Origin of the sequence: Streptomyces viridiviolaceus (genome assembly GCF_014650995.1) — a bacterium.
In the GTDB taxonomy this organism is placed as follows: domain Bacteria; phylum Actinomycetota; class Actinomycetes; order Streptomycetales; family Streptomycetaceae; genus Streptomyces; species Streptomyces viridiviolaceus.
The window spans coordinates 309,145-323,699 of sequence record NZ_BMWA01000008.1; the positions used below are offsets into that span (position 1 = coordinate 309,145).

9 protein-coding genes are annotated in these 14,555 nt (G+C 69.0%); 6 read left to right on the forward strand and 3 right to left on the reverse strand.

Going from position 1 to position 14,555, the window contains the following annotated elements:
* Nucleotides 1-4 precede the first annotated feature (4 nt).
* Nucleotides 5-1,597 (reverse strand): CBS domain-containing anti-phage protein, encoded by a 1,593-nt coding sequence (locus tag IE260_RS13910; RefSeq protein ID WP_189871499.1) that lies wholly within the window; start codon nucleotides 1,595-1,597, stop codon nucleotides 5-7.
* A 217-nt stretch (nucleotides 1,598-1,814) separates the two neighbouring features.
* Here IE260_RS13910 and IE260_RS13915 point away from each other — a divergent pair, with 217 nt between their 5' ends.
* The 3 genes from IE260_RS13915 (at nucleotide 1,815) to IE260_RS13925 (ending at nucleotide 11,874) form a co-directional block, all read left to right on the forward strand.
* On the forward strand, nucleotides 1,815-3,119 hold the full coding sequence (locus tag IE260_RS13915; RefSeq protein WP_189871501.1) for a serine/threonine-protein kinase: 1,305 nt from the start codon (nucleotides 1,815-1,817) through the stop codon (nucleotides 3,117-3,119).
* Between the two features lie 134 nt (nucleotides 3,120-3,253).
* On the forward strand, nucleotides 3,254-6,337 hold the full coding sequence (locus IE260_RS13920) for a DEAD/DEAH box helicase (protein WP_189871503.1): 3,084 nt from the start codon (nucleotides 3,254-3,256) through the stop codon (nucleotides 6,335-6,337).
* Nucleotides 6,334-11,874: an Eco57I restriction-modification methylase domain-containing protein gene (locus IE260_RS13925; RefSeq protein WP_189871505.1), complete on the forward strand. Its 5,541-nt coding sequence runs from the start codon at nucleotides 6,334-6,336 to the stop codon at nucleotides 11,872-11,874. Before IE260_RS13920 ends, IE260_RS13925 begins: the two co-directional genes overlap by 4 nt.
* A gap of 70 nt (nucleotides 11,875-11,944) precedes the next feature.
* Here IE260_RS13925 and IE260_RS13930 read toward each other — a convergent pair whose 3' ends face one another.
* Nucleotides 11,945-12,160 (reverse strand): DUF397 domain-containing protein, encoded by a 216-nt coding sequence (locus IE260_RS13930; protein ID WP_189871507.1) that lies wholly within the window; start codon nucleotides 12,158-12,160, stop codon nucleotides 11,945-11,947.
* Nucleotides 12,157-13,050 carry a helix-turn-helix domain-containing protein gene (locus tag IE260_RS13935; protein WP_189871509.1) on the reverse strand — a complete coding sequence of 298 codons (894 nt, stop codon included), beginning with the start codon at nucleotides 13,048-13,050 and terminating at the stop codon, nucleotides 12,157-12,159. The genes IE260_RS13930 and IE260_RS13935 overlap by 4 nt, the downstream gene beginning before the upstream one ends.
* A 150-nt stretch (nucleotides 13,051-13,200) precedes the next feature.
* Between IE260_RS13935 and IE260_RS13940 the strand changes: the two genes are divergently transcribed.
* The 3 genes from IE260_RS13940 to IE260_RS13950 all read left to right on the forward strand — a co-directional run bounded on the left by IE260_RS13940 (nucleotide 13,201) and on the right by IE260_RS13950 (nucleotide 14,453).
* Nucleotides 13,201-13,725 carry an ATP-binding protein gene (locus IE260_RS13940; protein ID WP_189871511.1) on the forward strand — a complete coding sequence of 175 codons (525 nt, stop codon included), beginning with the start codon at nucleotides 13,201-13,203 and terminating at the stop codon, nucleotides 13,723-13,725.
* Nucleotides 13,726-13,818: 93 nt separating this feature from the next.
* On the forward strand, nucleotides 13,819-14,076 hold the full coding sequence (locus IE260_RS13945) for a hypothetical protein (protein WP_189871513.1): 258 nt from the start codon (nucleotides 13,819-13,821) through the stop codon (nucleotides 14,074-14,076).
* Nucleotides 14,073-14,453 (forward strand): PIN domain-containing protein, encoded by a 381-nt coding sequence (locus tag IE260_RS13950; protein ID WP_189871514.1) that lies wholly within the window; start codon nucleotides 14,073-14,075, stop codon nucleotides 14,451-14,453. The genes IE260_RS13945 and IE260_RS13950 overlap by 4 nt, the downstream gene beginning before the upstream one ends.
* Nucleotides 14,454-14,555 lie beyond the last annotated feature (102 nt).

Below are 14,555 nucleotides of genomic sequence, written 5' to 3' on the forward strand. Positions count from 1 at the left end.
ATCGCTAGACCTGCGGATCCAGGGAGCGGAGCAGCTCCAGCAACCCCTGAGCCGGAACCAGCTGTTCGTTGGTCACAGGGTCCGGGCTGAAGTGCATGAGGTCGTTGCGGAAGGTGCGGCATTCCTCCAGCGCCGTCAGGAAATGCTCCTGGTCGATGCTCCACCCAAGGGCGGCCCAGTTCTCGGGAACCTTCAAAAGGTGCTTGTACGCCCCGAAGCTGAGGTCCGCGGCGGACCGCACCTTGGCAGCGAGTCCCTTGGGTACGACGGCCCTGATCCGGTCGAGCGGAATGCACCGGTCGACCACCCGGCGCAGGCGCTGTTCGATCTCCTCGACGAGGACGAAGGGGCGCACACGTGTACCGAACTGGACGGTCAGGTCGGCAGCGGTGATCAGACCGCAGACCTTGTGCTCGTGGTCGCGGACAACGACGTAGCCCGACTGCTGGATAGCCCCGATCCAGTCGAGCAGGTCGTCGGAGCGGTCCGCCTCCTGTCCCCGTACCGTCGCGGCGTCGAGACCGGCGTTCGGGTCCGCCATCCGGGCCCGCCCGATCGACTCCCAGCTGACGACGCCGCGCAGTCGCCCGTCGGGGTCCAGGACGGGCAGCTGGCTATAGCTGCGCAGAACCATGAGGGTGATGGCGGTCTGGAGGCTGTCTCCGACGCGGACGCACTCAGGCATCCGGTTGGCGGAGTCGAGGTTGCTCACCCGGTAGGCGACGGTCTCGGCCTCGGTCTCGTCCTCCGGCAGATGACCTGCGGCCTGTGCGGCGCTCTGCACCGCGGGCGACTGCACCGCGCTGCCGGACAGCCGGGTCACCGCGCTTGTCCCCGACTCGTCCGGCTCCGCCCCTCCTGCCAGGACGGCGATCTGGCTGTCCAGGGTGCCCTCCGTGAACGGAGGGACGGTGACCAGGCCCCGTGCCTCAAGGTCGTTCTTGATCTGCTCGGTCGCCGCCGGGTGACGCCGCTGGACGCCCCATACGGCGAGAAAGTCCCGGATGGACAGGGTCAGCGGCTCCTCGGCACCGCGCCTTCGCACCTCCTCGTACAGCTTGGCGGGTTCGGTGAGGGTGGCGGCGAACTCGTCCGCGTCGGGCCGTCCCGGGTCGGGCTTTCCCTCGGCCAGCGCGGCTACGCGCTCCGCCGCCCCGAACCGGCTGAGCTCGAAGACGGTGAGCAGAGATCCCATGCTGTCCAGCAGATCGGACTGGAACATCTGCCGGTCGAGGTCCTTGATCAGCCATTCCACCTGCCGCACATGCCGCATGCCGTCGGGGGCGTCCGCGCGGTACTCGTAGTCACCGCTCACCCGGCCGATGGCGACGCGCAAGGACTTCAGCGGCAACACGACGAGGTCGCCGGGCTGCATTTCATGGGCGAAGCGGTAGAGCTGGCCGGCCCAGTTCCCGATCGTGTACGGACCTTCGTCGGGATAGGCGGCGGCCACAGCCGTCTTGATCGAGTCGCGGGTGGCCGTGCCGGCGAGATCTCCGCTCCGGAGCCTGTCCCAGCCGACGACGAGAACACCTTCCTCCAGGGCCGCCCGCTCCCGCTCCCCGTTCTCCCCCGCACGCACCACCCAGGCCCGCATGCCGTTCCCTCCCCGTGAGTGTCCCGCCGAACAAGTGATCGTGTGGCGGGAACCTATAGCAGAGTCGGTCAACCGCCGTTCAAAACCGGTCGCTTGACCTGTCTTGAGCAGTGCCTTTCAGGCACCTGCCCGGCCCGTGCGCAGCCCGTAGACTGATCGATAGCACGGGGAACGGGGTGCGGGACGTGACGTATGGGGTGGGGGTACGAGAGCGCCGATGAAGCCGCTGGACACTGAGACCGACCCGCGGGTGGTGGGCCCGTTCGAACTGCTGGCCAAGCTCGGTCAGGGCGGCATGGGCGTCGCCTATCTGGCGCGCAGGATCCCGCTGGAGGGCTTCTCGGACGAACTGGCCGCGGCGTACAACATGGTCGCGCCGGACGAGGCCGCCGAAGGTGAGGCGTCGCGCCTGGTCGTGGTCAAGATGATCCAGCCGCAGCTGCTGGACGGCGAGCCGCAGTATCGAGAGCGGTTCGGCCGGGAGATCGACGCCGTGCGGGCCGTGGTGAGCGACCGGGTGCCTGCGCTGATCGCGTTCGATGAGGACCCTGCGGACGGCCGGCCGTGGTTCGCCATGGACTACATCGCGGGACCTTCCCTGACCACCATGGTGCAGAAGGCCGGCACCTTTGGTCTGGGCCCGTACGCCGCGCTCGGACTGGCACTGGTGGACGCGCTGAGGGCCATCCATGACGCCAACCTGCTGCACCGCGACCTCAAGCCCGACAACGTGGTGCTGGGCCTGGATGGTCCCGTCGTGCTCGACTTCGGACTCGCCGTCCTGATCGAGCGGGCGTCCAGCGAGGCCCTGACGAGGACGGGGACCAGGATGGGGACCCGTCCCTATATGCCGTGGGAGCAGTACCGGGACGCCAAGCGAGCCGATCGGCCCGCGGACGTCTATGCGCTCGCCGCCACTCTCTTCTTCGTCCTCACCGGCAGGCCGCCGTACCCGCATGGGCCGAGCACCTCGGAGCCGGTGTGGGACGGGGTCGGACTGCCCTTTCTGCCTCTGCTCGCCAAGACGCTGGTGAGCATTCCGGCCCAGCGCCCTGCTCTGGACGCCGTCGAGGACAGCCTGATGACGCTGCTCGGCGACGCCAACCTGCCGCTCGCGACTGCAGCGCAACAGCTCAAGGAGCTGGTCGCGTCCGCTGGACTGGCCCCGGAACTTCCCGCCGGAGCCCTCAGCGACGACGTGGACCCGGAGGTCCAGGAACTGGCCCGCCAGGCGATCGAGACCGCCCTGCCGGAGATGGACCTGGGTTTCTTCGGCATCGTCACCACAGACGAGATCGAGCAGGCGGCAGAAGCCCCGGACCGCGCCGACGGCTACACACCGACCCTCGCCGACCCGGCCCCGGGCCCCGCAGCGGAGCCCGCGCCGACGAGCTACCGTCTCCCGCCCCCTGCGGATCAGACCCCGGAACCGCAGCCTCCGGCTCCGCAGGCGCCACCGCGCAACGCGCAGAAGGTGGCAGCCGGCCTACGGCAGCGCTACGCCCGCCGAGGAGATCTGTAGGGCAGGGGCGCGCCTGCCCGCTCACAGAGCGCGGCGCAGTGGCGACGAGCCGTGACGAATCCGCACGCGACCCCTTGGCCCCACTCGCACAGCGCTACCCTCGACACGACCCGCACCACCTGAGAGGACCCTCCATGCCCGCCCTAGACGGCCCCCCGCCCGCCGGCTCGGTGATCGAGGTACGGGACGAGGAATGGATGGTCCGCAAGCCCAAGCAGGTGCGTCCCGGTGAGTTCCTGATCGAGGCGGTCGGTGCCTCCGACCTCGTCCGCGGTCAGGAGGCGAAGTTCCTCGTCCCGACCATGGACACCGTACGCGTCCTCCTTCCCGAGAACACCGAACTCGTCGCCGACAGCTCCCCGCACTTCCGCCGCGGCCGCCTCTTCCTCGAGGCCGTCCTCCGCAAGACTCCGCTGCCCCAGCGCGAGCGGCGCCTGGCGCTCACGGACGGCTTCCTCCTCGACCGCATGGACTACCAGCTGCGCCCGGCGGCCAAGGCCCTGGCCAATCCGCTGCGCCCGCGCCTTTTGATCGGCGACGTCGTGGGCCTCGGCAAGACCCTGGAGATCGGTGTCATCCTCGGTGAGCTGATCCGCCGCGGGCGGGGCGAGCGCATTCTCGTCGTCACGCCGGCTCCTGTCCTGGAGCAGTTCCAGCACGAGATGTGGACCCGCTTCTCCCTCCCCCTGGTCCGCCTCGACAGTGCCGGTATTGCCCGTATCGAGCGGAAGATCCCCGCGGGCCGCAACCCGTTCACGTACTACAAGCGCGTGATCATCTCCATGGACACCCTCAAGAACCCCAAGCGCTACCGTCCATGGCTGGAACACATCCGCTGGGACGCGGTCGTCATCGACGAGTCCCACAACCTCATCAACCAGGGCAGCGACCGCCGTGCCCTCGCCGACCTGCTCGCCGAGAACACCGACGCGCTGATCCTGGCGAGCGCCACCCCGCACAACGGCAACATGCCCGCCTTCACCGGCCTGATCCGGCTCCTGGACCCTATGGCGGTCCAGGACTCCCACAAGCCCAAGCCGGAAGAGCTCAAACCCCTGATGATCCGCCGCACCAAGGTCAGCGCCGAGGTGGCGGAGCAGCTTTCCGGGCACTGGGCGCCGCGCGGCGGCTCCCATCCTCTGCGCTGCCGTGCCAACGCGCTGGAAGAGGAGGTCTTCCAGGAACTGGCCGGCCAGTGGCTGGTCCAGCCGGACAAGCACGTCACCGCCGACGACCGGCTCTTCCCCTACGTCCTGCTCAAGTCCTTCCTCTCCTCCCACCGCGCCCTCTTCGCCACGGCACGCAAGCGCCTCACGCAGACCGGGCACACCCTTCCCGAGCGGCACCAGATCACCGACTCCCCGCTGTCCGGCATCGAGGAACGCACCGCGGAGGCAGCCAGCCTGCTGCGCCTGATGGAGCTGGCGCGCGCCATCGAACGCGCGGCGAAGGGGCCCGAGGGGATGAACGCCACCTCCAAGCTCAAGGGGCTGGTCGACGAACTGCGCCGTATCGAGGTGCGCCCCGGCAGCCCCACCCGGGCCGTCGTCTTCTCCGAGCGCCGCGAAACCCTCGACTGGCTCGGCGAGGTGCTTCCGCCGCTGCTCGGCTGGACCGACGCCGAGGACGCCAAGGCTGCGGTCAAGGTGCTGCACAGCAGCGGCGTCTCCGACCGGGTTCAGCAGGAGTACGTGGACGAGTTCGCCCGCGCCGGCGGTGACATCCGGCTGCTGCTCACCGGCGACGGCGCCTCGGAGGGCGTGAACCTGCACCGCCAGTGTCACCACCTGATCCACTGGGACCTGCCGTGGAGCCTGATCAGGGTCGAGCAGCGCAACGGCCGCATCGACCGGTACGGGCAGACCCGGCCGCCCGAGTTCCGGGCGATGATCCTCCAGTCGGCGGTCGAGGGCGCGCTGGACGACACCCACATCGCGGAGAAGGTCCTCACCCGCGAGGAGCGGGTGCACGACGTCCTCGGCGCGGTCGAGGCGGCGACGAAGGTGAACGACGGCGCGCTGGAGGAGAAGCGCGTCATGGAGGCGCTCTTCAAGGGGGAGCCGCCCCAGCAGGCCCTGGACGGCCTCCAGACCGTGTCGATGGACGACCTGGACGAGCTGGAAGCCGGGCGCACGCCCGCGGATCTGCCGCTCGCCCAGCAACTGAACGCCGAGTTCGGTACGGACGGCGACCCGTACGACGACGGGGATGTCACCTTCGACTTCGACGACGCTTTCGAGGAGGACGCGGGCTTCTCGTTCGACGACGACCCCGCGGACGAAGCCCCGGCCGTGGTCCCGGACGGGGACACCGACACCGCGGAAGCCGATGACCCGGACCGCGCCCCTCTCCGTGTCGTGGAGGAGCTGCGCCTGTTCTCGGACCGCCGCGACTACGTCCTCGCCGGACTGGAGGAGCTCGCCGACCTGGAGGCGTTCCGGCTGGACACCACCGTCCACGGCCACGACCTCAGCTTCGACACCCCCGAGGATCTCGCCGACCGGCTCGACGTCCTGCCCTCCGGCTACCTGCGCGACCACGGCATCACCCGCCGCATGAAGCTCACCTTCAGCCGGGAGGACGCCGCCGACTCGCTGCGCCGGGCGCGGGAGGACGCCGACTCCACCTCCCTGTGGCCGGACGCCCACTACGTGGGCGAACTCCACCCCGTCCTGGAGTGGATCACCGACAAGGTGCTGGTGCAGCTGGGCCGCCAGCGGGCCTACGTCATCCAGGTGGACCGGGCTCGGGTGCCGGAGCCGGTCTTCCTCACCCAGGGCGTGTGGTCCAACGAGGAAGGCCGCCCGACCGTACTGGCCTGGCTGGCCGTCGACCGGCTGGGCCGGCCCGGGGAGGAGCCCCGGGTCCGCAAGCTGACGAGGCCGCTCCTCGACGAGTTCGGCCTGCGCCCGGACATGCCGGACCACTTCGCCCAGGGCGACCCGGCCGCCCTCCAGCCGCGCGTCCCCGAAGCCGTGGCCGCCACCCGCCGTGAGATGGACCGGCTGCGGGCCGAGGCCGAGGAACACGTCGACGAGCCGCTGCGCAAGTACGAGGCAAAGGTCGGCCGTTGGCTGGCAGAGCCGCTGCCCGGCTTCACCGGCGGACGCACCGCCCGCGAACGGGCCGCCGAGAACCTCGAAACGGCCGCGACCCGGCTGCGCACGACCGGCGACCCGATGATCCGGGTCCTGGCCGCCCTGGAGCCGAGCTCATGACCACAGGAGCCAGCGTGAAGTTCGACGCTCTGATCAACGAGGGCGAATACTTCCCGCCCTTCTACCTCGACGAGATCCTGCCCAAGCAGCTGAAGGGCGGACGGCTCAAGAAGTGGGCGGCCGAGGAGCGCCAGGGCCGCCCCACGCCCCGCCAGGGCCTGAGGGATCTGACCGGTCCCTATCTCGACGTGCGGCTCACCGTGGGCGGTGAGGCGGAGAAGCTCAATTTACTGCCCGACCCGGAGGGCATCGCCGCCCAGCAGGCGGCGACCGAGGCGCTGAAGGCACACAGCACCACGGAGGAACCACCCGCCTTCCAGCCCGCCCCCGCCGCGCGCACCTTCGGTGACGGTCCCGAGGGCCAGTGGCGGGCGGACCTGCACGCCTGGCACGGGCGCGTCCTCGACGCGCTCGGCTTCACCCCGCGCCGTCCCGGACACCTCACCGTGCACAGCGCAGCCGGCCCTGTCGCCGTACCCGTTGCCCACAGTGAGCCGGGCATCGCCGTGCTCACCGGTGGCTTCGCCGACGACATCGCCGGCACACGCGGCGACGGCTCCGCCAACCGCCTCGCCGTGCCCGTCCGCGTGGCCTCCGGCAAGACGCTGACCACGGTCACCGACCTCGCCGCCTGGCTGCTGGCCGCCGACAACGCGCCTCGCTACCTCCTGCTCCTCTTCGGTGGCGTCATGGTCCTCGCCGACCGGGAGAACTACGCGCGCGGCCGCCATCTGGCGGTCAGCCTGGAGACCGCCCTGCCCCGCAAGGGGGTCAAGGGCGCGTCGGCCGGCGAACTCGACGTCATTGCAGCCCTGTTCGGTGCGCCGGCTCTGCGCCCGGCCCGGGACGGCGGCGACGACGACATCGCGCGCCTGGTGGCCGAGTCCCGCGACCACTCCGTGGGAGTGACCAGCGATCTGCGCGAGGGCCTGAAGAAGTCCGTCCAGCTCATCGCCAACGAGGTCCTGGAACTCGCCGACAAGCAGGGCGTCAAGCCCGACGACCTGCCCGAATGGCTTCCGGACGCGCTCGCCGAGCGGGACGCCCTGCCGCGCCTGCTCACCAAGGAGTCGCTGCGCTACCTGTACCGCATCCTCTTCCTGCTCTACGCCGAGGCCCGTCCCGAGCTGGGCATCCTGCCGATGAAGAGCGAGGAGTACGTCCAGGGCTACAGCGTCGCCCGTCTGCGCGAGCTGGCGGTCCAGGAGAAGCTGTCCAGCGCCTCCCGAGACCGCCACCACTTCCACGACTCCCTGGAGCTGCTGTTCAAGAAGGTCTTCGAGGGCCATCCCGTGGCCGACACGATCACCTCCCGCGATGCCCTGCACGACATCCCCGCCGAGCGCGCTGAGCTGGCCGAGGACGACGGGTACGAAGGCGTCCGCATCGAGGCCCTGAAGTCGCGGCTCTTCGACCCCAAGTCGATAAAGCTGGTCGACCAGAAGATCACGCACCCCGACGACATCGCCCCCGACGGCAGGGCCACCGACCGGCCCCGCACCCTGGACCTGCGGCTGCGCAACAAGGTTCTGCACCAGGTGCTGCGCAACCTGACCGTCGTCGAAGGCCGGCGCGGCGGACGGGGCGGCTTCATCTCGTACGCCAACCTCAGCATCAACCATCTGGGCGCGGTGTACGAGGGCCTGATGTCCTACACCGGTTTCATCGCGGACGAACCGCTGTACGAGGTCGCCAAGGGCGGTGACCCCAGCGGCGGTTCGTGGCTGATCCGCGCGAGCCAGGTCGCCTCGGGGCGCTACCCGGACGGCCCCGGCGACAGCGTCTTCGTCAGCACGGAGTTGAACCCCGAGACCGGCCGGCCCGTGCCGGTCCCGCACAAGGTCGGCTCGTACGTCTACCGCCTCGCCGGCCGCGACCGCCAGACCAGCGCCTCCTACTACACGCCGGAGTCCCTCACCCAGGCCACGGTGGAGCAGACCCTGCGCTTCCGTCTCGACGAGAGCGGCGAAGTCGACCCGAAGGAGCCGGAGAAGGCGTGGGTCAACGCGGCCGACGTGCTGCGCTGGCGGGTCTGCGAACCGGCCCTCGGCTCCGGCGCGTTCCTCAACGAGGCCGTCAACCAGCTCGCCGAGCTGTACCTGCGGCTCGCCCAGCGCGAGCGGGGCGTGGAGATCGACCCCGAGGACTACCAGCGCGAGCTGCAGAAGGTGAAGGCGTACATCGCCCTGCACAACGCGTACGGCGTCGACCTGAACGAGACGGCCGTCGAACTCGCCGAGATCTCGCTCTGGCTAAACACCATGTACCAGGGCATGAAGGCCCCTTGGTACGGCCTTCACCTCCACCGGGGCAACTCCCTGATCGGCGCGTCCCGCAAGGTCTACCCCGGCAACCAGCTGAGCAAGGGCGGCTGGCTGACGACGAGGGAGCCGCAGAAGCCGCGGCACGTGCCGCTGAGCGAGAAGCTCAAGGCCCGCGAGGTGCACCAGTTCCTGCTGCCCGCGATGGGCTGGGGCTCCATCGGCGAGAAGGTCGGCCTGCGCACGCTGAAGAAGGGGACGCCGGAGGAGACCGTCAAGGCGGTCGTCGACGGTGAGGTCGTCGACTGGCTGGAGCCGGAGCTGGTGGCAGCGCTGCGCAAGTGGCGGTCGGCCATGCGGCGCAATCCCAGGGGCGTTTCCAAGCGGACGGGGGCGGGGAAGGCGAAGGGCGCCCCGACGTTGGAGGAAGTGGAGGAGAAGGACGCCGAGTCGGGGCAGGGTGCATTCGATCTCGGGCTGGAAATCTGGGAGCCGCTGTCGTTCGACTTCGCCTCGGCGGACAGTGGTGGTGCCGGTCGTGGTGCCGCAGCCCGTACGGCCGCTGCGGGGGAGGACGACGACTGGGAAAAGGTGAAGACGACGCAGACCGGACGGCTGATCAAGCTCGCCCGGCGTGTCGAGTACCTGTGGGAACTGGTCGTCATGCGGCTGAAGCTCTCCGAGCAGGAGATCGCGCGGCACGTGGACGTGTGGGGTACGACGGTCCCGCAGGACCGCAAGCGCCGGCGTACGCCGATGGACCGGGACGCGGTCCTGGAGGCCCTGCACCGCAAGGGCAGCCCCTACTGGCGGCTCAAGCAGCTCATGGACGCGTGGTGCGCGCTGTGGTTCTGGCCGCTGGAGGAGATCGGCCTCCTCGACGGCACGGACCGGTTCGAGTACGCCCCGCACGGCGAGGACCTCACCGCGTTGCAGAAGGGCCACCCTGACCGGCGGGTCGCCCTCGAGTCCCTCGACGACTGGATCGAGTTCGCGGAGGCCGTGGTCGGCAACGAGGACGCGTTCGCGGAGGAGGGCAAGCAGGTCTCCATCGTGTCTTTCGAGGGCGTCGAGGATCTGGAGGAGCTGGACGAGAAGGAGGACGAGCTCGACCGGAAGATGGTCGCGGGCCTGGCGTGGGCCCGGCCAGCGGATCTCGGGCACACGTTTCCGTGGTATGGGACGGTGGAGCGGGTCGCCAGGGAACGGGGCTTTTTCCACTGGGAGTTGGACTTCGCGCATGTTTTCGCGGAGGGCGGGTTCGACTTGATGGTGGGGAATCCTCCGTGGGTCCGGCAGGAGTGGGACGAGAACGGGGTCCTCGCGGAGATCGAGCCGTGGTTCGTGCTGGGCGGGAAGGAAGTGGAGGCCAATCGGGCCGAGAACGTGGCTGACTTGCTGGGCAAGTCGGAGAACCGGTCGTTTTATTTGGGCGAGCTGGAGACCGTTGCGGGAGTTTCGGATTTTCTGTCGTCGGTAGATACGTATCCGGAGCTGGTTCGGACAAGACCGGATATGTACCGGGCGTTCATGTTGTTGTCGTGGAGAGCGATTGGAGAACAGGGGATTGCTGGACTGATCCACCCGTCCACGCACCTTACAGGTTCGAAGGAGGCGGCTCTCCGAGGAGCGGCATATCGGCATCTCCGACTCCACGCCGACTTTGTAAATGAGCTCTTCCTCTTCTCCCGCCCTGTGGGTAACAGCCGCCACTTCAGCATCAACGTGTATGGCGGCGAAAGGGATGTTTGCTTCCAGCACCTGAGCTGGCTCCTGCACCCAAGCGTGCTGATCAAATCTCTCCGACATGACGGACGGGGGCCAGTGCCAGGAGTGAAGGAGAATGGCAAGTGGGACCTGCGACCGCACCGTGACCGAATCGTCACGGTTGATGAGACTCGCCTTGCTGAGTGGCGCCAATTGGCAGGTGAGGAGAAGCCGCCTCCCATCGGACAGACCAAGCTGCTATTCCCCGTGACCCGAGCGGAGGAAGCAGCCATCGCGGCGCTCGCTCAGTGGCCTCGACGACTTGGCGCCCTCAACCCGCGCATCACCATCGGCTTCTACGAAACAACTGACCGCCAGGCAGGCTATTTCAGCTGGGCGCCTGGGTTTGTCGAGGGGTGGCAGGACGTCATCCTCCAGGGCCCTCTGATCAGCGTCGCTACGCCCTTGCACCGACAGGCTCCCGAGGGCGGCTCGAAGAGCGTGCGGGATTACGAGGCTCTAGAGCACATGAACCTGTCGGTGGACGCCGTGCCACGCACTAACTACCGCCCCAATCGGGACCGAAGGTTCACCTCGCGGCAGGATCGATGGCTGGACCACGTTCGGCTCAGGCAGCTCTTGGATGACCCGGCGGCGGCCGCGGCTGCCGAGGCCGACGTCAGAGTGGCTGACCCTACGCTGGAAGGTGAGGAGTTCGACAAGGCCGTCGACGCGCTGCTGCGCGAGGCGAGTATGCGGCCATACTCGGAGTTCTACCGGGTCGGGTGGCGCAGGCAGATTGCCTCCGATACCGAGCGAGCCTTGTACGCAGTGTTGTTGCCGCCCGGACCAACGCACGTGCACCTAATGCAAAGCGCTGCGCTGGCCAGCGACAGGGAGACTGCGCTAACGGCAGGATTTTGGGCGTCCTTGCCGTTGGACTACTTCCTGCGTGCCACGGGCCGATCTGACCTTCAGACGGGCGAGGCAAAGGTCATGCCCGCACCGACCCAAGGCCATCCGCTGGAGGGTGCCCTCCTCCTCCGCACCCTCCGTCTCAACTGCCAGACCAACGTCTACGCCCGACTCTGGGAGGAGCTGTACGACCCCACTTGGCAGCAGGACACCTGGGCTGCAGGCAAGGTCTGGCCCGAAAGTACGCCTCCGCTCACCCAGGGCATCGGTCCCACCTGGACCCGCGACACGCCCCTCCGCACGGAGTTCTCCCGTCGCGCGGCCCTGGTCGAGATCGACGCCCTCGTCGCCGTGTGGCTCGGGATCAGTGCCGCCGAGCTGGTGGCCATGTACGACGCCAGGTTCCCCGTACTCCAGCAGTACGAGGAGAACATGTGGTTCGACGCCACAGGCCGGCGTATCGCGAAGGCACATCAGCAGTACGGGTACGGCCAGCCCAAGGACGCCTGGAAGCAGCTGAGCTCGGCGGAGGGCTTCCCGGAGGAGTACAAGGTTCCGGACGGTTACACGGACCCCCTCTACCGGGCCCACCGCAAGGCCGAGATGCGCGCCGCGCACAACGAGTTCAGCCGCCGCCTGCGTGAGGCGGGCTGACCGCGCGTACACACGAGAGCCCTGCCAGCCTCCGAGAGGAACTGGCAGGGCTCTCGCGCACGTACGAGTCTCAGACGCCGGACTCCGACACCGCCAAGCCGACGAACCCCGCCCACGCCTCAGGCGACACGGTGAGGACCGGCCCGGCGACGGCCTTGGAGTCGCGGACGTGCACAGCGGCCGTACTGGCCGCGACCTCTACGCACTGCCCACCCTCGGTTCCGCTGTAGCTGCTCTTGAACCAGGCGAGGCCGGATACGACGGTCGAGGACTCAGCGTTGTTCATAGCGATCCCAGCAACCCTTCGATGAAGCCCAGTGACTCTCGCGGGGTGAGAGCCTGTGATCGGATGATCCCATAGCGAGCGGCGGCGAGAGCCGTCTGTTCCGGCTCGGTGTCCAGGATGCTGTTCGCATGGTTCTCGGCGTACACGAACTTCTTGCCGTCCTTGCGGGTGACTACCGTGAACGGTCCGTTCACGCCCGCGTTGTCCTCACACTCCAGTGGCATGACCTGGATCTCGACGTTGCGCTTGTCGCCGATCAGCAGTAGATGTTCCAGCTGTCCCCGCAGCACTTCCTTGCCGCCGTACCGGTGCCGCAACACGGCCTCATCCATCACGAAACTCAGCAACGGTGCGGGTCGCCGGTCGAAGATGTCCTGTCGAGCCAGTCGTGCGGCCACTCGCTGTTCCGTGGTGTCTTGGTCGAGAGGCGGACGGCGCATGGAGAGGAAGGCTCGCATGTACTTCTCCGTCTGAAGCAAGCCGTTGACAACGTGGGAGTCGTACATGAGCAGCTCAATGCACTCTTTCTCCAACGCGGCCATCCCCTGAAAGAACACCGGATACTGCGCCCGCTCCACCTGCTCCTTCCACAGGCACAGCAACCCGTCCGCCCCCAGCACCTCATCCGCCTGGTCGATCGTCCGCGGTGACGGAATCCTCCGCCCCTGCTCGAACGACGCGACCGTCGCCGCCGAGTACCCGAGCCGCTTGCCGAACTCCGCCCGGTCCAGACCGGCCCGCATCCGCAGCGTCTTCATGGTCTGCCCGAACGCGACGACGACTCCCTGCCCAGCCTTGTCCGCCGCCCGACCGCCGGAGGCCGAGGCTCCGTCGCTTGCCCACCCGTCCCCGAGGCTCACCCCCGCCTCGATCCCGACCCGCTCCGCCATCGCCGCCCACCGCCTCCCCGGCCCAACGCTCCCGCGGGGAACGCCGTCACGCCACGCGCCTCGTACACGTCACCGCACGACACGTACACCCCGGTCGCGTCAGTGCGTCACCACTGGTCACGCTACGCGACCAAAGGAATCGTTGGCGGCATGACGAGCAAACCCGCCAACCCCACAGGCACCTCTCAACTCAGCTTGCTCGGAGACCGCTTGACCACCAGCGCCGCCGCCCTCGGCCGAACCTTCGACATGCGGTTCACCTCCTCCCCGCGCGGCGCCCGCCTCGCCCGCCGTCTCGCAGCGGTGCGCCTCGACGCCTGGGGCCTCCCCTACGGCACCCGCCCCCACGACGACCTCGCGCTGATCGTCGCCGAGCTCACCGCGAACGCCGTCCAGCATGGGCACGTCCCCGGCCGTGACTTCCACCTCCGCCTGGACGCGGCACCCGACGGCCGCATGGTCCGTGTGCAGGTCACCGACACTCGAGCCGAACGGCTACCGCGTCGGCCCGCCCCCACCGCACCCGCCCAGGGTCTCGCCGGCCTCGACGAGGGAAACCGCGGTCTCCTCCTCGTGTCCCGCCTGGCCGCCCGCTGGGACTGGCACCCCCGCGCCGACGGGCCGGGCAAGACGGTCTGGGCGGAATACGTGCTCGGCGCCGCTGCCCTCCCCTGAGCACGCCCGCGAGGCTCGACGGGTACGTACCCGTACCCGTATCCTCGTGGAGGCTCGTACTTTCTCCTACAGGCTCGTACCGGGAGGCCCCGCATGTCCGACGCCAACATCCGCATCCCCGTCGAAGCCCGCGACCGGCTGGCCCGGATAGCGTCCTCCGAGGGCATGTCCCTGCGGGGTTACCTGGCCCACCTCGCGGAAACGCTCCTCACCCCGGAGGAGCGCAAGGCCCGTGCGGAGCAGGCGCGTGCCGCCCTGCGGGAGTGGAACGGGTACGACCCGAGCGCGACCGAACAGGCGGCGCTCGACGCCGAGCTGGACCGGCGTCTCGGCGAGGCGGGGGTACGGTGACGGAGGCTCTGCACATCGTCCTCGACGAGACGGCGATGATCGCGGCCGGGAAGGGCAACGTGCTCGCCTCCCGGCTGATCCACAGAGCGCATGCCGAGGCGGGCTGGTTTCTCTATGCCCCGGCTTGTGCCCTGGTCGAGGCGGACCGGGTACGGCCCGGCACCGCAGAGCACCTCGCCGCGCTTCCCGGGATCACGGTGCTCGACCTGGACCTTCCCGCCGCGCTCGCCGTGGCCCGGGAGGCGTCCTGGGGGCCTGCCCATACGAGATACGCCGCCGAGCCCACGGCGGAACGGCCGAGCGGGGCGGTGGTCGCCACCGCCGCGCCCGAGGTCTGGGCGGGGCAGCCCGTACGCGTCATCGACCTCAGTCCGTGAGCCGCTTATGACCTGAAGCCGATCCCCCCGATCCCGCTGAACGCGGCGGCGTTGTCAGACCTCCGCCGTAGAGTGGAACGTGATCGATTTCGATCGGTCGAC